This is a genomic window from Nostoc sp. UCD121 (genome assembly GCF_014222285.1).
In the GTDB taxonomy this organism is placed as follows: domain Bacteria; phylum Cyanobacteriota; class Cyanobacteriia; order Cyanobacteriales; family Nostocaceae; genus Nostoc.
In genome coordinates this window covers 73,224-99,032 of the sequence record NZ_JACKZS010000004.1, presented here as the reverse complement: position 1 = coordinate 99,032, position 25,809 = coordinate 73,224, and the positions used below count along the sequence as shown (strand labels likewise).

The following is a 25,809-nucleotide window of genomic DNA, read 5'->3' as shown; positions in this document are numbered from 1 at the left end:
AGAGGGCAGAGGGCAGAAGGAAGAAAAGGTACAAACCTCGCTTCTTGTGGGCGAAAAATTAAAAACATTCTTTGCGAAAGCGTTGCGGCACGAAGTGCGATGCGTAGCACGAGAACATATTCGTCCGTTTCATACCTCTTCCCTTTATGGGAGAGGTTTCCCTTCTGCCTCCTGCCTCCTGCCTTCTGCCTTCGTTGATTTAGTATTTACAGCAATCATCAAACAAAATTTTGTGGAGGTTGACACAAGTTAATCTCCACATTTTTAGAGGTTGTTTGAAAAGTGGTTGGCTGTGATTTTAGGCATTTATTGATCCCCCCTAACCCCCCTTAAAAAAGGGGGGAACCGGAATCAAAGTCCCCCTTTTTAAGGGGGATTTAGGGGGATCTAAAACGTTTTGCTACCAAGAAGAGGACTTTTCAAACATCCTCTTAAACTATTTGCTGATTTATTATTAATTGCTGCGTTTTTCAATTACAGACTCAGAAGTATACCCTAATAGTCATGTATGAAAAGTCTCATTGAGAATCTTTGCTAACCAGTACTTTAAGATGTCATTATACTTTTGCTTTGCAAAGTGGGGTTTGCTTTCTCTTCGCTAACCAAGCCAGACCACCAGCAAGTATAACACCAGCGATCGCACTTGGTTCGGGTACTGTTGTCAGTGTAAGGTTCCCGCCTGTAATAGTTATACTGCCTCCTGCTCCTGAATTATTGCCGCCACCGTTGATTTGCCCAGAATTGTCAACAGTAATGCTGCCTCCTGCTCCTGAATTATTTCCACCACCGTTGATTTGCCCAGAATTGTCAACGGTAATGCTGCCTCCTATTACTGAAATATTGCCGCCAAAATTGATTTGCCCAGCAGTGCCGTTGTTAGTTGGAACCGTTACGTTACTATCATTAATGACAGTCAGTCCACTAGCATTGATCTCTACACTATTAGCATTGATCTCCACACTATTGTTGCCGTTGATAGTGCTATTGATAAATGTTACGTTACCAGTACTGTTATTTATCTTTACATCGTCACTGCTAACAGTACTATTGATAAACGTTATGTTACTAGAATTGTAACCATTGATATCACCAGCAATCGCAAGCCCGGAAAGTGTAACATCGGCGGCGGTAATATCAAACACGGGGAATTGATTATTGCCACTGATGGTAAGTAAATTAGCACCTGGGCCATTGATAGTAAGATTCTTTGCGATCGCAAGTGCCCCACTTGTCAGGGTAATTGTACTGGGATTACTACCCAATAAGAACTCTACCACGTCATTGCTACTTGCAATGTTGATAGCGTCTCGCAACGAGCCAACGCCACTGTCATCAAGATTATTAACCGTTAAAGTCGCAGCTTCGGCTGATTCCACTTGCATTATCACCAAACCCAAGGCGAAGGCTGTGGAAATAGCTTGAGCGACAACTTTTTTTCTATTGTTTTTTGCCACTTAAAACTCCTGGTATTAATTTTTAAAGGAATAAAAGAATAACTTGTACAATTACATAGATACATCATAATGTTTAAATTTAATTTGCCAAGCGGTTTTGATAATTCGCAGATTTAAAATATAATTGAATAATTTTCAGAAAGCTGTGAAATATTGCCCATATCGCTATAAATGGTTCAATATGCAGCAAAATTGTGCGTAGGCGTAGCCCGCACTTGTCTACCAGACGCTCCACTGAGCTTGTTTCCACGAAGCGGTACGGCAAGCTCAGTGTTCATCGTAGACATCGCTATTTGCTATCCTAAAAGACAGCAAATAGCGATCGCCTATTCTTCTTGATGTTGCTGCTTAAAGTCAGTTAATATTTGTTGAATTTCTTCTGCTGAGATGTCTTCTTGTTCAGATTTTGAGTATATGGTTACTAAAATAATATTTGTATCTGTTTTTAAATAATAAATTACTCGATATCCACCACTTTTACCTTTTTGAACATCACTATTTTTGATCCGTAGCTTAAAAATTGTATATCCAACTCCGGGTATCTTGTCTCCTGGTAATTCTCCTGATTGCAGTTGTTCTATTATTGGTTGAATATCATTACTAATATTCTGGTACTTTTTGGCTAAGATACGCAGATTACGTTTAAATTTAGCAGTGGCTTCGACTTGAATCAAAGGTGGTTCACTCTGCATCAATACCTTCCCACAGTTGAGATACAGGTATAGTATTTCCGGTCATCGCATCGTACCAACCTTGACGAAAACTTTCACCGGCAGACTCGACAAGCTCATCATCTTCTCCATTCTCTTCTGTGATTAGGACAATGACTCGAACGCGACTGTGTTTTGCTATAGTCAACGGCTTGTCTAAAGAAATTTGACCCAATTCGTTCACGGTTCCCTTGACTTCAATTGCTTTCATTGTCGTGAATCTGAGTTGTGCTGTTAATAGTATAGAACTTGTATATATAAGTTTTGCTTAAGCTATAGTAACGATCGCATAAGCGTTGTCACAAATAGATAAGCGTTCTTAACGAAACAACTTAATTGATAAGTTTTGTTTAAGCGTTGTGAACGAAGACATAAGTTTTGTCACAAAAACACAAGCATTCTGGACGAAACAACTTGTGTTGTGGACGAGCGCACAAGTTTTCTGTAACAACGGATAAGCATTCTGGACAAAACAACTTGTGTTGTGAACGAACAGACAAGTTTTCTGTAACAACGCATAAGCGTTCTGAACGAAACAACTTGTGTTGTGAACAAACGGACAAGTTTTGGTGACGACAACAACTTTATTCTTAACGCCCGCTTCTGTTTTGGTAACAAATTGACAAGCCGTTGCGTCGCGGAAACTTTCTTTGTAACGTAGCTACTGCAAAAATACTTAAATTATTCTTGTGAAGAGGATTTTCTTTAAGCTTTGCATCGCACGAGTAGCAATATTATGCTGATGCCAAGCTTGATAGAAACAGCGTATTGTGATATAAATTCAGTCTTTTAACCCGCGCAGGTGGTCACTGAGCTTGTCGTACCACTTCGTGGAAGCAAGCTACGCGCAGCGTCTCGTAGAGAAGTGCGGATTTTGTCTGTGTAGCCGCGATTTCTAATCGCAAGGATACTAATACCAATTCAATTAATGATTGCAATACATCCTTGGGTAAAGACGCGATTCATCGCGTCTCTACAAATAGTCTGTTTTTCGCATTCTTGTTTCAAGTTATGAATTATTAATTAGATGCTGCCTTCTCTCCCACATTACGAATTATTTCCTCCAGCGTTTGCAATAACTCTTGCTCGTTATAAGGTTTAGAAAAGTAAGCCCGCGCCCCCAATTGCATCGCTAGTTGCCGATGTTTATTGCTGCTACGAGAAGTCAGCATCGCAACTGGAATATTTTTTGTATCAACATCTGAATTCACCTTACCTAAAAAGCCATAACCATCAAGACGAGGCATTTCAATATCACAAATTACTGCTTCAACTCTCAATCCACTATGGAGTTTTTCTAAAGCATCTTGACCATCTTTAGCTTGCTCTACTTGATACCCTCCCTTTTCAAGGGTCAAGGCTAAAAAGCGGCGAACATTAATTGAGTCATCTACAATTAAAATTGTGCCTTTCTGCTTAACAGAAGATGCTGATATTTTGTTCTCATCAAATATCAAGAACGGTGTTTTTAACCTTGCTGATGGTAATTGAATACCTTTAGGAGTCCGGCGATTTGTAGCAATCCAATACAGCAATTCATTGACATTAACTAGTGGCACTACTCGACCATCACCGAGAATTGTGCAGTTACTGAAGCCTTCCGGTAAAGGTATATTTCCCTCAACTTGGCGAATAGCAACTTCTTGTTCACCCCAGCAACGGTCTATTTGGATTGCTACTGGCTGATTATTGCCTTTGACTACTAACACGCTGTTAGCATTAATTGCTGCCGGAGTCTCTAATTCTGAGGTATCGTAGCGCAGACAATTAAACTCTAAATAAGGAGTCAGGCGAATCAGTGGCAGCATGGTTCCTTGCCAATTTAGAACTTCGCTACCTGCCATTTGGAAAACTCGCTCTTGTTGGAGTAAGAATATTTCTGAAATGACATCTGTGGGAAATGCCAACAGCATTTTGTTGATTTCTACCAGCAGAACTCGCGCAACCGAAAGTGTAAATGGTACTGATAGGGTGAAAGTAGTACCAACTCCTGGTTCTGTATCAACTTTCACATCTCCTCGAATTAGTTTGAGGTTGTTACGAACTACATCCATGCCGACACCTCGACCAGATAATGCTGTAACTTGCTCAGAAGTGGTAAAACCTGGTTCAAAAATTAGTGATAATAGTTCTTCATCACTAGCATTTGCGAGTAGAGAAGCATCTAATCCCATCGCTAGGGCGCGGGTGCGAATTTTCTCCAAAGAAATGCCCCAACCATCATCACGGATGCTAATCAGGGTGCGATTACTACGGTGACTAGCTGTAATTTCAATCAATCCTTGTTCTGGTTTACCTAAAAGGCGACGAGTGCCAGAGTCTTCAATACCATGATCGAAAGCATTCCTTAAGAGATGCATTAAAGGTTCGTTTAATGTTTCTAAAATGCTGCGTTCAATTAAAGTATTGCCGCCTTCAATTTTTAACTGAACATTTTTTCCATACTCTACATTTAAATCGCGCAAGGCTCTAGGAAAACGTTCGGTCAAATCGGACAGTGGCCGCATTCGGATGTGATTTAACTTTGTCTGTAACTGTTTGGATGTTTTGTTGATTTTACGAGCGATTTGGTCTGTATCATCTACACTGAGTTGCACATCAGTTGTAACTTCCTGTACCTGAACAATGGTTTCCATAACTTCCTGCGATCGCAGGTTTAAATCGTTATAGCGATCCATTTCTAAGGCATCAAATTCTCTGTCTGTGCCTTGTGTTTGCTGGCCATTTTCAGGTTGTACCCGTAGCCCAGCAGCTTGAGTAGAAATTTTGTCATAAGCTATACGCAAGTCCTGGTTTTCTCGGTCGAGAACTTGTACTCGCTGGTTCAGGTTCCGAACGAGTTTGCGTAATCTTTCTAGTTGCGAGTTTAAGCCATTTCGCTGAACAATCAGTTCGCCAAATAAATCATTAATTTGCTCTAGTTGTTTACTGGGAACTCGAACGCTATTTTCATGAATTTCCCGATCTTTAACAACGCCGTTTGACTCTCCTTTTCCTTCGTTAGATTTAGCATCGGCAGGATTATTTTCTCTAGCAAATATGGGATTTTGTTCTGTAACATTGATAGAATTAACATCATCTGCAAATTCTGCATCTACAAATGTAAAATTAGCAGCGATACCTGCGCCAGGATGCGCCAACGCTTCATCATTAGTCCAATTTTCTCTAGTGTTTTCTGGCTGCCAAACAGGTGTTGGCACTGCTTCTGGCTCGACAATATCTATGTGTGCGATGGGAAGCTGTGGTATTACTTCTGCTGCTGGTAATAGTAGCGGTGATTGTGTATAACTAGCAAAATCAAGTTCTGTAGGTAAGTTATCTAATTGATTTGTCAGCACCAAAGCTTGCGATCGCCGCCATGCTTGCAATGCTAATTGGGCAATTTCGGGAATGTGATCGCTGCTAACCGTTTCTAATTGCTGCGTTACTGACTCACAAAGCTTGCTAAAAGCTGCCAACTGGAGCATTTCACCCAAACCGCCCAATTCCGCTGCCATGATCACAATTTCTTCATGCAAACCAGGCTGTTCGCTATCTGCCAATATAGATTCTAAACGCTGCAAACACTCTTCTACTTCTGTGGCAAATAGCAAGGGGATAACATCTTGCCCATCCTCTGGGGATAGCATGGATGAGGCATCCTCCGGGGTGGGGTCGCCCAAGCGATCGTGCAACTCATCAAAAACTGGGTAACAAAAAGTTGCTAACCACGCATCTTCAACAACATTTCCTTCTGCCAACAATTCGACAATCTGACGCAGCCAATCAACTCCAGATAGCAATAAACTTTGTAACTGGGTGTCAATTTCTAGGGAATTTTTTTTAGTTTTTAAAACTTTAAAAGAATCTTCCAAACGATGAGATAAATGACTTAGCGATTTAAATCCCATCATCCCCGCGCCACCTTTAATAGAATGAGCGGCTCGGAGTGCGGCATTTATTTTCTCTAAATCAATGCGGTTAGTAGTATCAATTTCTAGCAATACCCCTTCTAAGGTATTTAAGTAATCAGTTGCTTCTTCCAGAAACTGCATCTGGATTTCTAATTCTTTGTCTTGTAACATGGTTTTTGTTAATAGTCATTTGTCATTTGTCATTTGTCATTTGTCAGTAGTAAGTATTGAAAAACAAACAACTGACAAATTACCACTAACTAACTTTGAAAGCCTCAACAGTCTCTTGTAACTGTTGAGAAATCTCCACGGTTTGTTGTAGAGATTCGGAAACTTGACGAGAAGAATTGCTGGTGCGTTGTGATATAGCAGCAATATCTTTCATCAATTGGCTAACACTTTGTGATGTTTCAACTTGAGATGCAGTTGCAGTAGAAATCGACTGTACTAAGGAGTCAATTTGACGCGATACATCCAAAATTTCACTCAGGCTTTGTTTAGCCTCCTCCACAATTAGAGTTCCTTCCACCACTTGGGTAGTGCCTATTTCCATCGCCTGAACCACTTCACTGGTTTCTCGTTGAATATTTTCAACAATTTGTTCAATTTCTTGGGTTGCTGCGGCACTCCTGACTGCTAATTCGCCGACTTCTTCAGCAACTACGGCAAAACCTTGACCTTCTTCACCTGCACGCGCTGCTTCAATGCCGGCGTTAATGGCTAGTAAGTTAGTTTGAATGGCGATTTGATTAATCAAGGAAACTACACGGGAAATTTGTTGCGAAGATTCTCCCAAACGTTTCACTTTCTTAGCAGTTTCACCCACAGTTTCCCGTAAAGACAGGATATTTTGTACTGTCAAATCCATCGCGTGTCCACTCTTAGTAGCGGTGTTAGCCGCATGATTGGCAACGAAAGCAGCTTTTTCGGCGCTTTCGGCTACAGCTTTCATGGATTGGGTCATTTGGTCAACAGCATCTAGGGTGCGGTTGATTTCGGCAGCTTGCGTAAGTGCTTCTTCTGCTAAATGGCGCATTGCTCCTTCGTTAGAACCAATGGCAGTATTAACGTGGGTGGCAGCTTTTTGAACTTGGGTAACAATATCGCGGAGACTTTCGACAATTGAGTTGAAAAAGTCGGCAACAGTGCCAATTTCTCCAGCCGTCACGTCTGCACGTACTGTCAAGTCGCCTCTAGCTGCACCTTCTACGTCGTTGAGTAGTTCTAAAAGTTGTTGTTGCAGTGTTTCTTTTTGATGCCGTTCATCGTCAGAATCGGTGATTCCAGTATTTCTAACTTGTTCTATCTTCTCTAATAACTTGGCTTGTTCTAAGGCATAGCCGACTTGAGTTGCTATCTGTTGAAATAAGTCAATTTCCGGCTGTTGCCAAACACGGGCAGTTTCGCAATGATGAGCAATTAATAAGCCTAAAAGTTGCTCTTGGACAAGAATTGGTACAACCAAATTACCTTTGACCGCAAATTTTTCTAATAGTTGAATGTAACTGTTGGCATTTTTCAGACTTTGGTCTTGATGAATATTTGCAACTGCTTGCACCTGTCCATCGCGCTCGGTTTCTATATAACGCTCCCGAAAATAAGGATCGTCGATTTTTACTCCGAGCATTTCCGGCCAATTACCAGTTACCGATTCCGCAACAACAACGCCATCCCGATTATCTGAATTTAGACTATAAATTATTACCCGGTCTGTTTTTAGGACTTGGCGAACTTCTTTCACTGCTGCGTGATAAATATCTTCCGTTTTCAGACTTTTCCGAATTCGTAGGGTAATATCTGCTAGTAATTTTGCCCCTTCAACGTCTACTTCTTGTTCTTTAACTAACACCTGCAATTGTTCGGCCATCAGGTTGATATTTGCACTCAATACTCCTAATTCGTCTTCTCTTTCGATTTCCACACGGGTATTGAATTTACCTTGACCAAGCTTTGCTAATGCCGCAGTTGCAGTCAGAATTGGCAGTGTAGTAAGTTTAGCTAACCAAGATGCGATCGCACCTACAATCAATGCTGTCAGTGCTGTACCAATCGCTATAGTCCACAATAACTGTCTTTGCGGCTCAAATACAGTTGCAGTATCTGTGGACAAAAGTACTTGCCAGTTTAAATCAGGTAAGCCATCTAGCTTGGTGGCTGGTACGTAGCTGACTAATTTTTGTCTTTTGTCAGTTTTGGGAACATCTATAAAACTATCTACCTTGTTTGCTGTCAGCAGTTTAGGTAAATTAGCATACTCTCCCTTTGCCTCTTTCCCCAATAATCCCTTTTGGGGACTCAAGAAAACTGTTCCCGAAGCATCAAGCAACTGGTATTGTTGTCCATTGGCTACGTAGTTTTTGATGACTTCTTCTAAGGATGTCACAGGCAGCCGCGCTCTTACCACGCCAATAGTTTGGCCCGTCCTTTTCTCTTTCACAGGTGCAGCTATATAAATACTCACTACACCAGTATTTTTTACTGCTTCCGATTTACTGATGACAGGAGTATCTTTTTGTAAAACGTCTTGAAAGTAGGCAAGGTCTTTTTGATTATCTAGAGGTTCGCCTGTGGATTGGACAATCAAGTTACCTTGACGATCAAAAACAGCCACGCTGTCATAAGCTTTGTAGACTTCGACAATTCGATCTAAAACTGCTTGCTTATCTTGAGTACGAGTTTGGGAACTTGTCAAGAAAGGTAAACTTGATATTACCTGAATATCCCCGTAACGTCCCAGCATAAAGCGGTTAATTTTATCACTTAACCCTGTTGCTTCAGCTTGTTGAGACTGGGTAATTTGCTTAGTAATGGACTTGTTCGCAAAAGTAAAAGCGATCGCACCAATGCCCAATACTGGTATTGTACCGATTGCGATCGCTAAAATAGTCGCCTTCTTAGCCAATCCGAGTTTTGTAAAAAATGCAAAAGCCTGATTTAGCGAAGAATTATTAGCAATTCCGTTAGTATTCTTATTTGGTAGTTTTATCACACTACTAGTTATTTTTTGGGATGAAATCAGCGATGCTCTATTTTGAGCGCTGCTACCTTGATTCGTGTTGGTTTTATTAAACATAAAAGTACTTCTCCTAACTATGTGAATAAGAACACTAAAAATCCTTTTTAGTAGTACATTTTAATCACTGCGGAGAATAGAAGACTGCCCAATTGCCTGTGCATCTAATACCAGCAAGATTTCTTCTTGTTGGACAACGCAACCACATAAATAAGGAACTAAACTGGATGCCACTTGTCCTATAGGAGAATGAATCTCATCAGCAATGAACTTAGTTGTACCTTTGATTTCTTGCACAACTAAACCTAACACCAATGATTCCACTTGAATAACGATCGTACTGTATTGCCGCAGTCGATAATCTAGAGATTCTAAATTGAGCATTCTTGGCAAATCAACTACCCAAATTATCCGACTCCGCCAATTCATTAATCCTAATATGCAGGTGGGCATATTAGGCATTGAGGTTACTGATTCAATAGGCACAAGAATTGCTTCTTGCGTATGCTTCATTGATAAAACAGCAGCAGTCTGTTGATTTAGCTGAAACTTCAGATAACTATCTGTTAAATTATTTTGAGTTGGTTTTAAAGGAAGTGTAATGTTTGTAGTAGTCATTGATTCAAATTACCACTGATTTAATAGTACGTAGGAGATGTTCACGGGTGTAAGGTTTAGTTATGTAGGCATCTGCACCTTGTCTCATTGCCCATAAACGGTCAATTTCTTGGTTTTTAGAACTACAAATCACAATCGGCACTTTTGCAGTAATCGGATTTCTTCTCAGAGAACGACACAATTCAAATCCGCTCATCTCTGGCATTACTACATCAGTAACGATCGCATCTGGTTTTTCTAACACAGCTTTTTCTAAACCCTCTTTTGCACCACTTGCTTTAATTACGTTGTAACCACTCTCTTTGAGATAATGGCTCATTAGTTCCAATTCACTGGGAGAATCTTCTACAATCAAAATTGTGCCAAGTAAAGTCAGACTCACTATATAAATCTCCTAAAAAATAACTTAAGGCGATTAAATTTGCTTATAGTTATTGATTGCTACTAAAATTAACCAAGATGTTTAAAAACCATTCTTAGCAATTCTGATTGTGTAAAAGGCTTAGTCAAATATCCTGACGACCTAACCATTTTCGCTTTTGCCCTGTCGATAAATCCTGTTCTACCAGTCACCATAATGATAGGTGTGTGTTTAAAAGCTGAATGTTTTCGTAATAAGGAACATAGCTCATAACCATCTAAGCTCGGCATCTCAACATCTAGTAAAATTAGATCAGGCTTACTCCGCAAAATTTGCATTAAAGCCTTCACCGGATCGTTGATCATGACAACAGAAAATGTATTTTCATCCAAAAAGTGTTTAATAGAATTTAAAACTGTTTGGCTATCATCAATGCAGGCAATTGTATATAGCTTTTTGGCAGTAGGTAGCTGATTAGTTTTATTATTTTCAGGAGTATCAAAGTTGATTGATATCGGCAACTTTTGCCCAAGTTTTATTTGTAGTGGTGGCTGGATTTGAGATGGTTGTATTTTAGATAAAACTTGAGAACCTGTACCAGACGGAATTGATGACTGGATATTTTGCCGATTTCTTAACTGTCTTTGACAGTGTTCAACAAGTAACCGTAAATCCAGGCGACAGAACTTTGGTAGTTCATCCAAAGAGCTTTCCGGGCTGAATTCATAGCTACCTTCTTTTAAACACAAGAATGATTCCAGTACTTCTTTTGCCAATTCGTCTATCAGGCTTGCTGCTTGTACAGCAGTAATATAGTCCTGATTGACTAACCAACAAATAGCTTGGTAATCCGCATTGGGTATTGATTGATGTTCATTCTTCGTCTCGAACATCAACCGCATTTGCACGCGAGTGGCGCTGTTGAGAGCAGGAATCTGCTGGCTTAAGCGTCGCAAGTGACTGTCAAGCCGCTCAAACAGTTTATCTGAATAGGAGGCATAAGTAAGTTTACCGTCCTCTAGATAAATTGACCAAGAAACTATTCCAGTAAATATGCTTAAGCACCCTGTAGCATGGCGGCTGGTTAATTGTGCCAACAGAGATAGTGGATGTAGTTTCTGGAACAACCTGTAGCTACCTATAGGAGTTGTGCTCATTTTGCTTTTACTTCAGCTAAATTCGATACGTGTAAGCTAAATTCGTATAGAGTTATTCCACATTTGAAATCAGCTAAAAAGCATCAAACTTTTGTATTTTAAAGTACATCAGTTTATATCTAGGCTTGTGGTAAAACTCAACGAAAGTAGCGTTATTTTCAGATGAGTAAATCTTAGTAAATTCATAAATCGTTATTAATTTACTTACTGTTACTGAGATTGATAAACATCTTGCGAGAATAAGACATAAAAATGTCAAGACTAGATGAAGCCACTTTCCATTGAGTAGCCCCCATCTGACCACAGGAATAATACTGATTTTGTAGATAATGATATATTTTAATTTATGTATTTACACTGAAGTAAGCTCTATTTTTGAAGGAGCTAAACGCTAGATGAAGCCACTTTGTATCGAGTTGCTTCAGCTTGACCACAGTAATAATACTGGTTTATTGATAATAATAAATTGATTTTTTTATATATTTTAGTTTCATGAACAGAGATAATAGTATGTCTTATTTCACTGTTCATACCTCGGTAGATGCTGCAAAAGCCTGATCAGCAGAATTTCTCGAAAAGTCCCAGAAAAAGTATTAGCAGCAGGATTAGTAGTTTTCTATTCTATAACTACGTCATGGTGAGAACTTTCGATGATATATATCTGCGCTATCAATAATTTTGTTTCACAGGAAAATCAGGAATGGGATCTGCAATTTGTGCTGAGGAAATATTAGAAAATACTAAGTTGAAAAGCAAAACTAGGCAGATACCAATTAAAAATGATGATTTATATTTCATTTATGGCGTGATTAAGGTGTTTGTCTCAATGACAATAATCTGTCACCAACAAAAAAATTAGTCACTGCACAATATAACTACCAGCCTATATAAGGCAATTCAATTTATTAAAAATGCGGATAAAAGGACTTGAACCTTCACTCCTTTCGGAACTAGAACCTAAATCTAGCGCGTCTGCCAATTTCGCCATATCCGCATCAGTTTATTATCATACCATAAGAAATTATTTTTGGGAATAGGGAATAAGGGGGACAAGGGGAAATTATTGAACAAGTCTCTTCCATGCCCCATGCCCCATGCCCAATGCCCAATTACATGACCGCAACACGAGGCAGACGATGCTTAAACCCACAGAGAATTTCCCATGAAATAGTGTTTAGTTGTTCTGCCCAATCGTCTGCGGAAATTTGTTCTTTTCCCTGTTCCCCTAGTAAGGTGACTACTTCTCCTTCTTGGATATTGGGTATGGCACTTACATCCAACATCAACTGATCCATTGTAATTGTGCCGATTTGCGACACTCTCTGACCGCGAATTAACACCTGCATTTTGTTAGAAAGACTGCGAGGAACACCGTCAGCATAGCCAATTCCGACAACAGCGAGGCGAAGTTCACGCGGGGCAATAAATTTATGCCCGTAACTGACAGCAGTTCCTGCGGCAATTGTTTTAACTTGGGTGACTCGTGCTTTAAGTTGCAAAACGGGCTTGAGATTGATCGCATTTTGTAAATGCGGCGCTGGGTAGAGTCCGTAAACTGCTAAACCTACACGCACAATATCGTAATGCAATGCCGGATTTGTAAGTGCGGCGGCTGAGTTTGCCAAGTGCAAGCAAGGCACTTCAATTCCCATTGCTTTTATTTGAGCGATCGCTTCCTCAAATCGTCTATGCTGTTCTTCCATTGCCGTTGTATCAGGATCGTCTGCTGTTGCCAAATGAGAATAAATACTGGCAATAGATAGATGTGGTAAGCGCTGCACTAATTGCACAAATTCACCAGCTTGCTGCCAATTAGTTCCTAACCTAGACATACCCGTATCTAATTTGATGTGTACGGGCACTGGCGAACCATGATTCATGGATTCCAGGATATTGGAAAATACCAAAGCTTGTTTAGGGCTACAAAGTGTGGGCTGAAGTTTCCATTGTGCGATCGCATGAATCTGCTCTGGTGTATGAGTTGCTCCTAAAATCAAAATGGGCGCTTCAATCCCGCCTTCTCGCAATTGAATAGCTTCTGGAACTGTAGCGACTCCCAGCCAACTAGCTCCCGATTGAATTACAGTTTGGGCAACTGTCACCGCACCATGTCCATAAGCATCAGCTTTTACTACTGCCATCAACTGGGTACGCGGCGATAAAAACTTCACCAATTGCTGTACGTTGTACGACAACGCCCCCAAATCAATTTCTACCCAAGCTCGTTGCGAAAACCACGCGTAGGTATCGCACTGCTGGTTAGGAACCACACCAGGGATTTGTTTGCCACTTAACATTTCTACTGACTCCTATCCCACCACGGCTAAACTTTCAAGTTATCTATCTATACACGCTCCTAAAAGCGAGATCAGATTAACTAGGAAGTTTAACCTTCATATTGGAAGTGATACAAGATGTTGCAGTAGTAAACTAAAAGTTAAGATTTATGAATAGGGAGTTAGAGGTAAATGTTATAGCTCGGTTTTTTGCTGTGTTATTTGCATTAACCTACGTAAAAATATTGAGCTAAAGTATGAAGCTTTACTTATAACTGCAAACTCTTCACTCATAACTTTTAAGTCATAAATTAATTGCTGAATTCTGCCGAAAGTATAATTTATTCTCATCTCCCTAGCAGGGTGTATTTGTGTTAACATTTATGTAAAGCTAATACCCTGAGCGCAGATAAATGGGGAAGGTTTTAGTCTTAAACGCATCTTACGAACCTCTCAATATAACGAGTTGGCGGCGTGCTGTGGTTCTGTTAATCAAGGGCAAAGCAGAACGCGTAGAACACAACGGTAAATTTTTGTACTCCGATTTTCCGTTGCCGACCGTGATCCGATTGCGTCATTACGTGCGTGTTCCTTACAAAGAAATTCCTCTGACTCGCCGAAATATCTTGCACCGTGATGGTCATGCCTGTCAATACTGTGGTTACACAGGAGATGAGTTGACTCTAGACCATGTAATACCGCGATCGCGCGGCGGGGGTGATAGCTGGGAGAACATTGTGACAGCTTGTGTCCGTTGCAATGTTAAAAAAGGCAGTCGGACTCCCCATGAAGCTCACATGCCTTTACGTCATCCCCCCCGCCAACCTTATAGCAGCCTCTATTTCGAGGTCAGCAAACACCTTAAGAGTGGACTGCATACAGAGTGGCAAAAGTATGTTATAGGTCTTTGAGCAAAAATATAAAGGAGCAAAGGAGAAAGACGAAATACCTTATTGCTTTGGGATACACTCAACGACTTTAGTTGTTGGGTGTTGAGAGGTTGCTGGTTATACGATCTGCAACGAAGCGATCACGTCTGGTAGACAGGCACAATGGAGAAACGCTCAAGCCTCTACACTTGTGTATGGGGTTTCCCTTTTGCTCCCCATTCTGAATTTCCAGAATTTTCAAAGGCCATACAAACAGGCGTTGTTAACCAAAAATAATTGTTAATTGCTCAATAGTCATAAAAATGAGATTATTGAGCATAAGAATATTTGAATATCAAACACTAACCCTAAAGTATAAGATAGAAAGTAGACCCTAAGTTAGATAAAAATCCTGCTGGTTCAATTTACGGAAGATGAAAAAAGCTCCTCAAACAAGTTTATGCTCCCAAATACAGCCAAATATACTAAACTTTCTTGTCTTCAGGACTCATACATCCTTTAGTAGAATTTAGTTGATGTCAAGCGCTGTTACTGACAAAAAATATACTTAGATGTATAGTGCAATGTCTTTATATTTTTGCGAAGATCAAAATAATGTGGCTGAATTCAGTGAATAGCTGATCTTAGTATTTCTGAATTAAAGGAGCCTCACACTTAAAAAAAAGTTCCCTATGTATTTAAATTCTCCCGTTACTCAGTTTGAGAATTTGTCATTGACCACAACAGAGCCAAACCCAGAGGAACCTGAAATCGAGAAAGCGCCAGTGGAAGTTGCATTTAAAAGTCCATCATTACCGCCATCGGTAGGTGAAGGAGCTATATTTCTTAGTCAACGTGGTAATTCTCTGGCACAACAAAAGTCCGAAGAACTGCAAAAAAACCTTTTGGCACATCGACACGATCGCCAACTGGTAATTTTGCAAGATTTTCCTGACCCTGATGCCCTTTCTTGTGCATGGGCTTATCAGTTAATTGCCCAGCAATATGATATCAAATGCGAAATCATTTATGCTGGCGCATTGAGCCATCAAGAAAATATTGCCTTGGTAAGGCTGACTAACTTACCTATCCAACGCTGGACACCGCAAACCTTGAAAACTAAAGATTTGTCATCTTATCAAGGTTTTGTATTAATTGATAACCAGGGAACTACTTCACAGCTACTATCAGCAGTGCAGCAGGCTAAGATTCCCTTAGTGGTACTCGTTGACCATCATAGTATCCAAGGCGATCTGCACTCAGAGTTTGAGGATATTCGCCCTTACGTAAGAGCAACGGCAACAATTTTTACGCAGTATCTGCAAACGGGGTTATTGGCATTAGATAGCAGCATAAATCAACACGTTAAATGTGCAACTGCCTTGATGCACGGCTTGCGATCGGATACAAATCGGTTAATGCAAGCTCAAGAAGAAGACTTTATGGCAGCTGCTTATTTAAGCCGATTTTATGATGCCCAATTGCTAAACGCCATTTTACAGGCGAACCGTTCCAAGCGGGTAATGGATGTGATCGAGCGATCGCTAAAAAATCGCATCGTCCAAAATAACTTTTCCATTGCTGGTGTAGGTTACTTACGCTACGATGACCGCGATGCCATCCCCCAAGCGGCTGATTTTCTCGTCACCGAAGAAAACGTTCACACTGCCGTAGTTTATGGCATTGTTCACGATGAAGACGATGAACTGGAAATAGTCATCGGTTCCCTGAGAACTAGCAAACTGACCCTTGACCCTGATGAATTCATCAAAGAAGCCTTCGGACAAGATAGCGCCGGGCGGTTTTTTGGCGGTGGAAGGACAAGCGCAGGCGGCTTTGAAATTCCGATGGGCTTCTTATCTGGCAGTAACGAAAATTCCGCTTATGCGAAAATGAAATGGGAAGTATTCGACGCTCAAATTAAGCAAAAACTGCTGAGGTTGGTTAATCCTAGAGACAACCCGATTCAGTCGGAGTAAAGGGAACTCAAGGAGAGGCGGAGAACTCCTAACTAATGCAGCAGTCAAAGTGTTTGTTCAGATAGCATCCCTTCCCGATTTTTGATAAAAGTCGGGAATTTGGGTTTTATGACGGAGACTGAACTAAATCAAAGTTAACTTGCGCCTACTTATTTATTTGTGAAGAAGGAGCGCCATGAAATCTTTAAAACTCCAAATCTTACAAACTCTGTATGAGCAAGATTTTTATGCTTGGGTAGAGCAGACAGCAGAGCTTTTGCGATCGCACCAATGGGACATCCTAGATTTAGAACACTTAATTGAGGAAGTGGTGGACTTGGGTAAGAGTCAACAACGGGCGTTGCAAAGTGCGTTGCGGTTAGTCTTATCGCATTTGTTGAAATGGAAGTATCAACCAGAACGTCGTAGTCACAGTTGGCAAGTGACCATTACCCGTGAGCGACTGAATATAGATGAATTGCTGCAAGAAAGTCCCAGCTTGCGGCGTTTTTTAAATGATGCCGAGTGGATAAATACTACCTATCAAAGAGCGCGGCGAGAGGCAATGGTGGAAACAAGTTTATCAGAAGATAACTTTGCGATCGTTTGTCCGTTTTCTGTTGATGAGATTTTAGACTTAGACTTTTATCATAATGCTGAGGAATAATCGTAAAGTTATTTACCCTCTAACAACCGCTAATCATAGTCTAAATTAAGCAAATATACGGATTATATTTAGTATGATAAATGGCTAGCATCATGGCAATCATGATTAGTCAATTTTATTTTTGATGGAAACTATAATTTTTCTTTGCAACGGTGAAGCAAAATATAACAGTGGACAAGGAATCATTAAAAATAGTAAACTTCCTGGCTTGATAAAGTCAGAAATTTCGTCAGGAGAATACTACGAAATATCCTGGAGTTGCTCGAATTCTAGATTCATATAGGTTGGAGATAGAGCCTACTTTCAGAGAAGCGGAAATACTGGCAATGAACCTAGTGGCTTTATTGCTGCTGGTCATATTATTGCAGCACCAAAAGATTATCAACCAAAGGTTCTAGATAGCAAAAAATATTCAGATTTAAGTGAAGCGTACATATCCGATAATGCTGGATGTTTTTTCGTTTACATTCAAATAGATTCAGTTGTTGATTTTGATTTCCCTCTGGAACAAAAGAATTTAAGAAGATTACCTCAATTTCAAGGTATAAATTTTAATTTTGGAGGTGGCGGTTGTAGATTCAATAGTAAAGCTGCTCCCTTTTTAGATTCAGAATGGAAAGAACATTCTCTCAAATATCAAAGGTTAGAAAAAGGGCGAAGACTTGTTGATGTATTTGTTGACCAAGGAGATGATTGGAAGAAAAAAAAGCAGTATCAAGCTGCAATTGATGCTTATCAACTAGCTTTGGAAGTTGATCCAAAAGATGGCAAAGCAATTGAGAGAATAAAGAATTGTAAATCAATTATTAAGAGGGAGAGTGAGATATCTAAGCCTCCAGAAGCACCGATAGAACCGGAGCCAAAAATACTGCTGATTGAGCCAGAGCCATTGCCAGAGACGAATGAATTATTGCCTGCGATAGAAGAGCGAAAATTTCTTCACTTTTACAAGTGATACTGAGGCTCGTCAAAAAATTGCTGTATCAATAGTTAGGAGGCAGGGTCAATCACAGTTTCGTCAATCTTTGCTGAAAGCCTATTCTTGCAAATGTGCAATTACAAATTTTGATGCTGAGGCTGCACTTGAAGCTGCCCACATTATTCCTTATATTGAAACCGAAAATAATGATCCGTCAAATGGTTTATTGTTACGTGCTGATTTACATACCTTATTTGACTTAAACCTCATTGCCATTAATCCAAAAACAATGATGGTGCATATTTCCCCAATTCTTCAAACCACTGAGTATCGAAGAATTGATGGGATAAAGTTGCGAGTTCCAGAAGATCAAATTTGCCATCCAAAACAAGAGTATTTAAAACAGAGGTTTGATCAGTGTAAATGGTGTCCTACTGTTTAATAATTTAAAATCAGATCAACGAATACGTAATAATAATTAAGATTAGGATAGATTAAGTCACACCAGACGTGAATCCTAACTAAGCAAGGGCTACGTTAATAAAACTAAAAGAATGGAACTATACTTAATTCGTCATGGCATCGCCGAAGACAAGGGATTAGGCATCAAGGATGAGGAACGCAGCCTTACCAAAGAAGGAAGGCAAAAAACTGAGAAAGTTGCCCAGAAACTTGTTAAATTGGGTTTAAGCTTTGATTTGATTCTCACCAGCCCATTAGTGCGGGCCCGCCAAACGGCTGAAATCCTGATAGCAGAAAAACTAAGCTCTCAGTTAGAGGAATCTAACCACCTCGCCCACGATGGTCAAATTTCTAATTGGCTAAAAAACTGGTTAGAACCGAGAAATTATTCCCAAAATACCCAACTGGCGCTGGTTGGACACGAACCTGATTTGACCAATTGGGCAGAAATTCTCCTGTGGGGAGAAGTCAAAGAAAGCTTAGTCTTGAAAAAAGCAGGTATGATTGGGATAAAACTACCAGAAACAGGTTCTCCTCTGGGTCGGAGTCAGATGTTTTGGTTGACACCACCCAAGTACCTGCTATAACAGTTTTCCAACATTTTCGATTGTTGTTAGAACGGATACTGTTATGGCGACAATAAATTTCTGGTAAGTTAGCTTGATCAGATATTTCAAAAAGCAAATGGTGGTGCCATGATGGTGTGCGAATACAAGCCTGGTTTAGAAGGCATTCCCGCCGCTCAATCAAGTATCAGCTATGTTGATGGGCAAAAAGGAATACTAGAATATCGTGGCATCCGGATTGAGGAACTAGCAGAAAAAAGTACATTCCTAGAAACTGCTTATCTCTTAATCTGGGGTGAACTGCCAAGCAAGGAAGAACTGGAAGGATTTGAGCATGAAGTTCGTTACCACCGGCGGATAAAATACCGCATTCGGGACATGATGAAATGCTTTCCAGAAAGCGGCCACCCAATGGATGCCCTACAAGCCTCTGCTGCTGCTTTAGGTTTGTTTTATTCACTCCGGGATTTACATAATCCTGCCTACATTCGAGATTCCGTGGTGCGCCTGATAGCAACCATTCCGACGATGGTGGCGGCGTTCCAACTGATGCGAAAAGGCAATGACCCGGTACGTCCCCGTGATGACTTAGACTATTCGTCCAACTTTCTATACATGCTCGATGAGAAAGAACCCGATCCTTTAATGGCGCGGATTTTTGATATCTGCTTGATACTTCAAGTCGAGCATACAATGAATGCTTCTACCTTCAGTGCTAGGGTGACAGCTTCTACCTTAACTGATCCTTACGCTGTGGTTGCTAGTGCTGTGGGAACATTAGGTGGGCCCCTGCATGGTGGAGCCAATGAAGAAGTAATTCAGATGTTGGAAAAAATTGGCTCTGTAGAAAATGTCCGTCCTTACATAGATCATTGTCTAGAAACTAAATCTAAGATTATGGGCTTTGGACATCGTGTGTATAAAGTAAAAGACCCACGAGCCATAATTTTACAAGGTCTAGCAGAGCAACTGTTTGAGAAGTTTGGCTATGACAAATTCTATGACATTGCTCAAGAAATGGAACGAGTGGTAGAGGAAAAACTCGGTAGCAAAGGGATTTATCCCAATATTGACTTTTACTCAGGTTTGGTGTATAGGAAGATGGGGATTCCTACAGACTTGTTTACACCAATATTTGCGATCGCTCGGGTTGCCGGTTGGCTAGCCCACTGGAAAGAACAATTAGAAGAAAACCGGATTTTCCGTCCTACCCAGGTTTACAACGGTCTGCACGAAGTTACTTATACTCCCATTGACCAACGGTAATTAGGGATTGGGGATTGGGCATGGGGCATAGTTATTCTCCTTGTCCCCTTGTCCCCTTGTCCCCTTGTCCCCTTGTCCCCTTGTCCCTTCGTCTCACTTGCTCCTTGAATAGCCAATCCCAATGCCAATCATAAGTAGAAGTTCTCATATCGCTTCAGAGGGCTAAAACCATCCAAGGATATACTAGGCATGGGAATTAGCGACAAATCTTCTATCAAGCATCATCTGGGCAAAAATTAAAAATGGGTGAATTTACAGGTATTAATTTAACTAATAGTTGTAATTCACTATGACTCGATGTCTTAAAGAGCGGAAACATGAACTCAGGAATAGACCTCCAAGGAACTTTTATTGAATCCCTCCGGGATTTAGGTATACCAGCAGGAACAGCCAAAGCGATTTGGATGCCTCTGCCAATGATACTGATGCTGATTGGGGCAACAGTGGGGGTATTAGTTGCTACTTGGCTAGAACGGAAAATTTCCGCTTCCGCACAGCAGCGAATTGGGCCAGAATACCAGGGGCCTTTTGGTTTGCTTGTACCTGTAGCTGATGGTTTGAAGCTGGTATTTAAAGAAGATATAGTACCAGCCAAGTCTGACCCCTGGCTGTTTACCCTGGGCCCAATTATTGTTGTAATTCCGGTGTTTCTGTCGTTCTTGATCGTTCCCTTTGGGCAGAATATCGTTATTAGCAATGTGGGCATGGGCGTATTCTTGTGGATTGCCTTGTCAAGCATTCAACCCATTGGCTTGCTAATGGCTGGCTACGCATCTAATAACAAATACTCCCTCTTAGGGGGCTTACGGGCAGCAGCGCAATCTATTAGCTATGAAATTCCTTTGGCGCTGGCGGTGTTAGCGATCGCTATGATGTCTAACAGCCTCAGCACTGTTGATATTGTCAATCAACAATCTGGCTACGGCATTCTGGGCTGGAACATTTGGCGACAACCAATCGGTTTTCTGATCTTTTGGATAGCCGCTCTAGCTGAATGCGAACGATTACCCTTTGACTTACCTGAAGCGGAAGAAGAAATCGTCGCAGGTTATCAGACTGAATACTCAGGCATGAAATTCGGTCTTTTCTACCTGGGTTCCTACGTTAACTTGATCCTCTCATCCTTACTAGTAGCAATTCTCTACCTGGGCGGTTGGGACTTTCCTATTCCCCTCAACCTCATCGCTGGTTGGCTGGGAGTCAGTGAATTAAATCCCGTGTTCCAAATAGTAACTGCTTCTTTGGGAATCACGATGACCGTCTTCAAAGCCTATTTACTAGTGTTTGTCGCCATCCTGTTGCGCTGGACAGTGCCACGGGTACGGATTGACCAACTGTTAGATTTAGGATGGAAGTTTTTGTTGCCAGTTGGTTTGGTTAATCTTCTATTAACCGCCGCTCTGAAACTAGCCTTTCCCTTCGCTTTTGGTGGTTAGTCATTTAGTCATTAGTTATTAGTGAGCCAGCGCGGTCTTCTCCCAAAGGGAGAGGCTAGCGCCAAGGGGATTTCCCCCATGAGTGACTGGCGTTAGCGAAGCGGTAGCGACGTAGGAGCGTCACCCATAAGGGTCATTTCTACAAATGACTAATGACCAATGACAAAAGACAAGGGATAAATAACGCTGATAGCTTAAAAAGAGAGAGTGAACTAAAAATGCTCAAGTTCCTGAAACAAGTTGGTGATTACGCCAAAGAAACGGTACAAGCTGCACGTTACATTGGTCAGGGGCTTTCTGTCACATTCGACCACATGCGACGGCGACCGATTACCGTACAGTATCCTTACGAGAAATTGATTCCTGGCGAACGGTTTCGCGGTAGGATTCACTTTGAATTTGACAAGTGCATCGCCTGCGAAGTTTGCGTTCGCGTTTGTCCAATTAACCTACCTGTAGTCGATTGGGAATACGACAAAGCCAGCAAAAAGAAAAAACTCAACCACTACAGCATTGACTTTGGAGTTTGTATCTTTTGCGGTAACTGTGTGGAATTTTGCCCAACTAACTGTCTATCGATGACAGAAGAGTATGAGCTTTCCACCTACGATCGCCATGAATTGAATTATGACAACGTAGCCCTAGGTCGTCTGCCCTATAAGGTAACAGATGATCCAATGGTTACACCACTGCGCGAACTAGTTTACCTACCCAAGGGTGTCCTCGAACCCCACGGGCTGCCCGCAGATGCACCACGTGCAGGTGCGCGTCCAGAAGACCTGGTAGAACAAACAGAAAAATAAATGTCATTTGCATTGTCATTATGTCTATCGTCCTTTGTTATTTAACCAATGACTAATGACCAATGACCAATGACCAATGACTAATTACCAATGACTAATGACCAATGACTAATGACTAAGGACAAAAAACAGTGAATCTAGCAGAAGGAGTACAGTTAGTATCACTTGGCATACTGGGCGTGATGATGATTGGGGCAGCCATTGGTGTGGTGCTGTTCTCTAGCATTGTCTATTCTGCCTTTATGCTGGGGGGTGTGTTCATCAGTATGGCGGGAATCTACCTCTTACTAAATGGTGATTTTGTTGCATCGGCACAAATACTAATTTATGTTGGGGCGGTTAACGTGCTGATTTTGTTTGCCATCATGTTGGTGAACAAGCGTCAAGATTTTGTCGCATTTCCCAACTCTTGGGTGCGTAAATTACTTACTGGTCTAGTCAGCGTAGGATTGTTTGGTCTTTTAAGTACAATGGTGCTGGCTACTCCTTGGGCTTACTCAACTACTCCTGTAGTGGGTGGTGAAAGCTCAATAGTTGTAATTGGAGAGCATTTTTTCACTGACTTTTTACTACCTTTTGAACTGGCTTCCATTTTGCTGCTGATAGCGATGGTAGGAGCAATTATTTTGGCACGTCGTGAGTATTTGCCAGACCAATTGACACGATCCAATGTGGGGCAAACTGTTTTGACTTTACAAGAACGCCCCAGAGAACTAGTATCAACAACCAGCGAGACAAAAGAATAATATTTGCGACTTCATTCGCAGATAAACAGCCAGTTTTTTCAGGAGGGATACCCAAATTCATGCAACTCCAGTACTTTTTATTACTAGCAGCAGCTTTATTCTGCATCGGCATCTACGGTTTAATTACTAGCCGCAATGCTGTGCGGGTGCTGATGTCAATTGAATTACTGCTCAATGCTGTTAATCTGAATTTAATGGCATTTTCCAACTTCCTCGACTCAACATTAATTAAGGGTCAGGTTTTCACAGTGTTTGTGATTACCGTGGCCGCGGCCGAGGCGGCGGTGGGTTTAGCGATCGTGCTTGCCATTTATCGCAACCGCGATACCGTCGATATGGAGCAGTTCAATCTCCTGAAGTGGTAATTGTGCGTGCAACTCAAGCAGGTAATCATTGCTTATAAAGCGCGGGATGCCCGGAGTAAACAATGGGCAGAAATCTGTGCTAAACAACTAGAAAGCCGCGAGTGCCAGGTGTTGATGGGGCCAAGTGGGCCAAAAGACAACCCTTATCCAGTCTTTTTGGCTTCGGCGGCTCAACCAATCGATCTCGCCTTGGTACTCGGTGGCGATGGTACTGTTTTAACTGGTGCCAGACATCTAGCCCCAGCTGGTATCCCTATTCTGGGAGTGAATGTGGGAGGTCATCTGGGGTTTTTAACTGAGTCGGTGGAAGAATTTCAGGATACAGAGAAAGTTTGGGATCGGCTGTTTGAGGATCGCTATGCTATCCAACGACGGATGATGTTACAAGCTGCGGTGTATGAGGGTCACGGCTCTAATTTAGAACCAGTCAGTGAGCGTTACCTGGCTTTGAATGAATTTTGTGTCAAACCCGCCTCTGCTGACCGAATGATAACCTCAATTCTAGAAATGGAAATCGATGGTGAGGTAGTCGATCAGTACGTTGGGGATGGGTTGATTATTTCGACTCCCACAGGTTCTACTGGTTACACCGTTTCTGCTAATGGGCCGATTATGCACGATGGGATGGAGGCGCTTACCATCACTCCCATTTGTGCAATGAGCCTTTCTAGTCGCCCCCTCGTTTTACCCCCTGGTTCTGTGGTGAGTATTTGGCCTTTGGGGGATTACGATTTGAGTACCAAACTGTGGACAGATGGAGTGTTAGGGACTTCTATTTGGCCTGGACACCGCGTTGATGTGCGGATGGCAGAGTGTCGGGCTAAATTTATTATTTTGCGCGAGAACAATTCCTACTATCAGACGCTACGGGAGAAGTTGCTTTGGGCTGGTACAAGAGTTCACTACAACAATAATCACCGTAATTAATTAAGTATTTTAGAGTGCATCTACCGCAGATTGCGATCGCTCTGTCGGCTGTAGGCGATGTCTACGACGGGCTACGCCTACGCAATCAAAACCATCCAAGCCCCTAGATTCATCTAGGGGCTTTCCCAATTCTGCTGAGACTTATGGTAAAAGCCTATCTCTTTGTCCTTTTATTTGACTTGTATTTATAACCTATATCAAAGGAAAATTTTGTATCTTATTGCCAGATTTTTTAGGAATTAATGTCCATAATAAAAGCACTATACCTCTAATCCAAAAGAGCAAGAAAGCTCTCTAGAGGTTATTTTATCGAAAACTGTCTCAATCACGCTTCGACACATTAACGCATAATGTGAACTATTTGTATAGTGCCTAAATCATAGTAGGATATTTTCGCAAATCTAGGTAGGAAGATAGATGGAAGTTTCTGGATGCAACATCAATTACTCACTGAATCCTCCTCCCTCTTTTGAAGATTTCCCCATACTTCAAACTGAAAAATATACCCTACGACTGGCTTCAACCGAAGAAGAATTAGAATCAATATTTCGGTTACGATTTGAAGTTTTTAATCTAGAACTAGGCTTGGGATTTTCTGCTTCTAACTTTACTCAGATGGATATAGATAAGTTTGATGCAGTTTGCCATCATTTAATCATGATTTCCAAACAAACGGGTAAAACCATTGGAACTTATCGGATGCAAACCTATACAATGGCTTCTCAAAGACTAGGCTTTGATGCTGCCGATATATTTAATCTTAATGCAATTCCTAATTCTGTACTTCAGGCATCAGTTGAAGTTGGCCGTGCATGTATAGCTAAAGAATACCGTAACAGTCAGGCACTTTTACTATTATGGAAAGGGCTAGCAAACTATCTTGTCTGGAGTAAAAATCAATACTTCTTTGGCTGTGCGTCATTACTAACGCAATCTCCTTCGCAAGCTATTTGCACTTATAATTATTTTCAGAATAATGGCTTGATGCATCCAAGTATTTTGGTTTATCCAAATTCACAATCCTGTCTAGAACTACCTCAAAATTGTCCAGACTCGTATAATGTGGAAATTCCTAAAATTTTGCAGGCATACTTGAATATTGGAGCTAAAATATGCAGTATTCCCGCTATCGATCGGCACTTTAAAACTATTGATTTTTTAACCATATCTAATACCAAAGATTTTGCTAGATGGCATTATCAAATATTGTAAAAATTATCTTTAGTCCTAACCTACCTTGGGATGTGTAATGAACAGACTTAGATATAACTCGTAATTACGAATTACGGATTATCATGATGGGCGTAGCTGCGACACTTCATCAAGTGCGCCTGACTGAATTA

24 protein-coding genes and 1 tRNA gene are annotated in these 25,809 nt (G+C 41.1%); 15 read left to right on the top strand and 10 right to left on the bottom strand.

Annotated features, from left to right (window positions below; genetic code table 11):
* Positions 1-253: hypothetical protein (locus tag GNF10_RS37785; protein WP_221644628.1), on the top strand; the 253-nt coding region annotated here is incomplete at its 5' end.
* Between the two features lie 304 nt (positions 254-557).
* Here GNF10_RS37785 and GNF10_RS01920 read toward each other — a convergent pair.
* Positions 558-1,454, bottom strand: a complete 897-nt coding sequence (locus tag GNF10_RS01920) for a PEP-CTERM sorting domain-containing protein (RefSeq protein ID WP_185580257.1) — start codon at positions 1,452-1,454, stop codon at positions 558-560.
* Positions 1,455-1,625: 171 nt separating this feature from the next.
* Here GNF10_RS01920 and GNF10_RS01915 point away from each other — a divergent pair, with 171 nt between their 5' ends.
* Positions 1,626-1,793 carry a hypothetical protein gene (locus GNF10_RS01915; protein ID WP_185592462.1) on the top strand — a complete coding sequence of 56 codons (168 nt, stop codon included), beginning with the start codon at positions 1,626-1,628 and terminating at the stop codon, positions 1,791-1,793.
* Here GNF10_RS01915 and GNF10_RS01910 read toward each other — a convergent pair.
* The 9 genes from GNF10_RS01910 to alr form a co-directional block, all read right to left on the bottom strand.
* Positions 1,781-2,146, bottom strand: coding sequence for a type II toxin-antitoxin system RelE/ParE family toxin (locus GNF10_RS01910; RefSeq protein ID WP_185592464.1), 366 nt, complete (start codon positions 2,144-2,146; stop codon positions 1,781-1,783). The genes GNF10_RS01915 and GNF10_RS01910 overlap by 13 nt on opposite strands.
* Positions 2,136-2,375, bottom strand: coding sequence for a hypothetical protein (locus tag GNF10_RS01905; RefSeq protein WP_185581774.1), 240 nt, complete (start codon positions 2,373-2,375; stop codon positions 2,136-2,138). The genes GNF10_RS01910 and GNF10_RS01905 overlap by 11 nt, the downstream gene beginning before the upstream one ends.
* 808 nt (positions 2,376-3,183) lie before the next feature.
* Positions 3,184-6,228: a hybrid sensor histidine kinase/response regulator gene (locus tag GNF10_RS01900; protein WP_185581773.1), complete on the bottom strand. Its 3,045-nt coding sequence runs from the start codon at positions 6,226-6,228 to the stop codon at positions 3,184-3,186.
* A gap of 85 nt (positions 6,229-6,313) precedes the next feature.
* On the bottom strand, positions 6,314-9,130 hold the full coding sequence (locus tag GNF10_RS01895; protein WP_185581772.1) for a methyl-accepting chemotaxis protein: 2,817 nt from the start codon (positions 9,128-9,130) through the stop codon (positions 6,314-6,316).
* A gap of 60 nt (positions 9,131-9,190) precedes the next feature.
* Complete coding sequence (locus GNF10_RS01890; RefSeq protein WP_185581771.1) at positions 9,191-9,688, bottom strand: chemotaxis protein CheW; 498 nt, start codon at positions 9,686-9,688, stop codon at positions 9,191-9,193.
* 4 nt (positions 9,689-9,692) lie between these two features.
* Positions 9,693-10,070: a response regulator transcription factor gene (locus GNF10_RS01885; RefSeq protein WP_012411883.1), complete on the bottom strand. Its 378-nt coding sequence runs from the start codon at positions 10,068-10,070 to the stop codon at positions 9,693-9,695.
* A 68-nt stretch (positions 10,071-10,138) separates the two neighbouring features.
* Positions 10,139-11,206: a response regulator gene (locus tag GNF10_RS01880; protein WP_185581770.1), complete on the bottom strand. Its 1,068-nt coding sequence runs from the start codon at positions 11,204-11,206 to the stop codon at positions 10,139-10,141.
* A gap of 912 nt (positions 11,207-12,118) precedes the next feature.
* Positions 12,119-12,200, bottom strand: a tRNA-Leu gene (locus GNF10_RS01875).
* 115 nt (positions 12,201-12,315) lie between these two features.
* Complete coding sequence (alr, locus tag GNF10_RS01870; protein ID WP_185584955.1) at positions 12,316-13,503, bottom strand: alanine racemase; 1,188 nt, start codon at positions 13,501-13,503, stop codon at positions 12,316-12,318.
* Between the two features lie 392 nt (positions 13,504-13,895).
* Here alr and GNF10_RS01865 point away from each other — a divergent pair, with 392 nt between their 5' ends.
* From GNF10_RS01865 to GNF10_RS01805, 13 genes are all read left to right on the top strand, one after another.
* Positions 13,896-14,393: an HNH endonuclease gene (locus GNF10_RS01865; protein WP_185584956.1), complete on the top strand. Its 498-nt coding sequence runs from the start codon at positions 13,896-13,898 to the stop codon at positions 14,391-14,393.
* 650 nt (positions 14,394-15,043) lie between these two features.
* Positions 15,044-16,330 carry a bifunctional oligoribonuclease/PAP phosphatase NrnA gene (locus GNF10_RS01860; protein WP_185584957.1) on the top strand — a complete coding sequence of 429 codons (1,287 nt, stop codon included), beginning with the start codon at positions 15,044-15,046 and terminating at the stop codon, positions 16,328-16,330.
* A gap of 175 nt (positions 16,331-16,505) precedes the next feature.
* Complete coding sequence (locus GNF10_RS01855; RefSeq protein ID WP_185584958.1) at positions 16,506-16,976, top strand: DUF29 domain-containing protein; 471 nt, start codon at positions 16,506-16,508, stop codon at positions 16,974-16,976.
* A gap of 745 nt (positions 16,977-17,721) precedes the next feature.
* A complete protein-coding gene (locus GNF10_RS01850) occupies positions 17,722-17,931 on the top strand; it encodes a hypothetical protein (protein ID WP_185592284.1) in 210 nt (69 codons plus the stop codon).
* 70 nt (positions 17,932-18,001) lie between these two features.
* Positions 18,002-18,337 (top strand): HNH endonuclease, encoded by a 336-nt coding sequence (locus tag GNF10_RS01845; protein WP_185584959.1) that lies wholly within the window; start codon positions 18,002-18,004, stop codon positions 18,335-18,337.
* Between the two features lie 112 nt (positions 18,338-18,449).
* Complete coding sequence (sixA, locus tag GNF10_RS01840; RefSeq protein ID WP_185584960.1) at positions 18,450-18,944, top strand: phosphohistidine phosphatase SixA; 495 nt, start codon at positions 18,450-18,452, stop codon at positions 18,942-18,944.
* Between the two features lie 108 nt (positions 18,945-19,052).
* Positions 19,053-20,189, top strand: coding sequence for a citrate synthase (locus GNF10_RS01835; RefSeq protein ID WP_185584961.1), 1,137 nt, complete (start codon positions 19,053-19,055; stop codon positions 20,187-20,189).
* 317 nt (positions 20,190-20,506) lie between these two features.
* The gene (nuoH, locus tag GNF10_RS01830; protein WP_114083481.1) at positions 20,507-21,625 is read left to right on the top strand and encodes an NADH-quinone oxidoreductase subunit NuoH; all 1,119 of its coding nucleotides are present in this window, start codon (positions 20,507-20,509) and stop codon (positions 21,623-21,625) included.
* Positions 21,626-21,843: 218 nt separating this feature from the next.
* Positions 21,844-22,428, top strand: coding sequence for an NAD(P)H-quinone oxidoreductase subunit I (gene ndhI, locus GNF10_RS01825; RefSeq protein ID WP_185584971.1), 585 nt, complete (start codon positions 21,844-21,846; stop codon positions 22,426-22,428).
* A 131-nt stretch (positions 22,429-22,559) separates the two neighbouring features.
* The gene (locus tag GNF10_RS01820) at positions 22,560-23,174 is read left to right on the top strand and encodes an NADH-quinone oxidoreductase subunit J (RefSeq protein ID WP_185584962.1); all 615 of its coding nucleotides are present in this window, start codon (positions 22,560-22,562) and stop codon (positions 23,172-23,174) included.
* Between the two features lie 59 nt (positions 23,175-23,233).
* Complete coding sequence (gene nuoK / locus GNF10_RS01815; RefSeq protein WP_006199065.1) at positions 23,234-23,539, top strand: NADH-quinone oxidoreductase subunit NuoK; 306 nt, start codon at positions 23,234-23,236, stop codon at positions 23,537-23,539.
* A 6-nt stretch (positions 23,540-23,545) separates the two neighbouring features.
* Positions 23,546-24,466 carry an NAD(+) kinase gene (locus GNF10_RS01810; protein WP_012411870.1) on the top strand — a complete coding sequence of 307 codons (921 nt, stop codon included), beginning with the start codon at positions 23,546-23,548 and terminating at the stop codon, positions 24,464-24,466.
* 417 nt (positions 24,467-24,883) lie between these two features.
* Positions 24,884-25,678 (top strand): GNAT family N-acetyltransferase, encoded by a 795-nt coding sequence (locus GNF10_RS01805; protein WP_185584963.1) that lies wholly within the window; start codon positions 24,884-24,886, stop codon positions 25,676-25,678.
* Positions 25,679-25,809 lie beyond the last annotated feature (131 nt).

Bases quoted from the DNA above. Each gene is read 5' to 3' on its own strand.
- GNF10_RS01915 (WP_185592462.1), top strand. From the start codon at position 1,626: ATGGTTCAATATGCAGCAAAATTGTGCGTAGGCGTAGCCCGCACTTGT.
- GNF10_RS01910 (WP_185592464.1), bottom strand. From the start codon at position 2,146: ATGCAGAGTGAACCACCTTTGATTCAAGTCGAAGCCACTGCTAAATTT.
- GNF10_RS01905 (WP_185581774.1), bottom strand. From the start codon at position 2,375: ATGAAAGCAATTGAAGTCAAGGGAACCGTGAACGAATTGGGTCAAATT.
- GNF10_RS01900 (WP_185581773.1), bottom strand. From the start codon at position 6,228: ATGTTACAAGACAAAGAATTAGAAATCCAGATGCAGTTTCTGGAAGAA.
- GNF10_RS01895 (WP_185581772.1), bottom strand. From the start codon at position 9,130: ATGTTTAATAAAACCAACACGAATCAAGGTAGCAGCGCTCAAAATAGA.
- GNF10_RS01890 (WP_185581771.1), bottom strand. From the start codon at position 9,688: ATGACTACTACAAACATTACACTTCCTTTAAAACCAACTCAAAATAAT.
- GNF10_RS01880 (WP_185581770.1), bottom strand. From the start codon at position 11,206: ATGAGCACAACTCCTATAGGTAGCTACAGGTTGTTCCAGAAACTACAT.
- alr (WP_185584955.1), bottom strand. From the start codon at position 13,503: ATGTTAAGTGGCAAACAAATCCCTGGTGTGGTTCCTAACCAGCAGTGC.
- GNF10_RS01865 (WP_185584956.1), top strand. From the start codon at position 13,896: ATGGGGAAGGTTTTAGTCTTAAACGCATCTTACGAACCTCTCAATATA.
- GNF10_RS01860 (WP_185584957.1), top strand. From the start codon at position 15,044: ATGTATTTAAATTCTCCCGTTACTCAGTTTGAGAATTTGTCATTGACC.
- GNF10_RS01855 (WP_185584958.1), top strand. From the start codon at position 16,506: ATGAAATCTTTAAAACTCCAAATCTTACAAACTCTGTATGAGCAAGAT.
- sixA (WP_185584960.1), top strand. From the start codon at position 18,450: ATGGAACTATACTTAATTCGTCATGGCATCGCCGAAGACAAGGGATTA.
- GNF10_RS01835 (WP_185584961.1), top strand. From the start codon at position 19,053: ATGATGGTGTGCGAATACAAGCCTGGTTTAGAAGGCATTCCCGCCGCT.
- nuoH (WP_114083481.1), top strand. From the start codon at position 20,507: ATGAACTCAGGAATAGACCTCCAAGGAACTTTTATTGAATCCCTCCGG.
- ndhI (WP_185584971.1), top strand. From the start codon at position 21,844: ATGCTCAAGTTCCTGAAACAAGTTGGTGATTACGCCAAAGAAACGGTA.
- nuoK (WP_006199065.1), top strand. From the start codon at position 23,234: ATGCAACTCCAGTACTTTTTATTACTAGCAGCAGCTTTATTCTGCATC.
- GNF10_RS01805 (WP_185584963.1), top strand. From the start codon at position 24,884: ATGGAAGTTTCTGGATGCAACATCAATTACTCACTGAATCCTCCTCCC.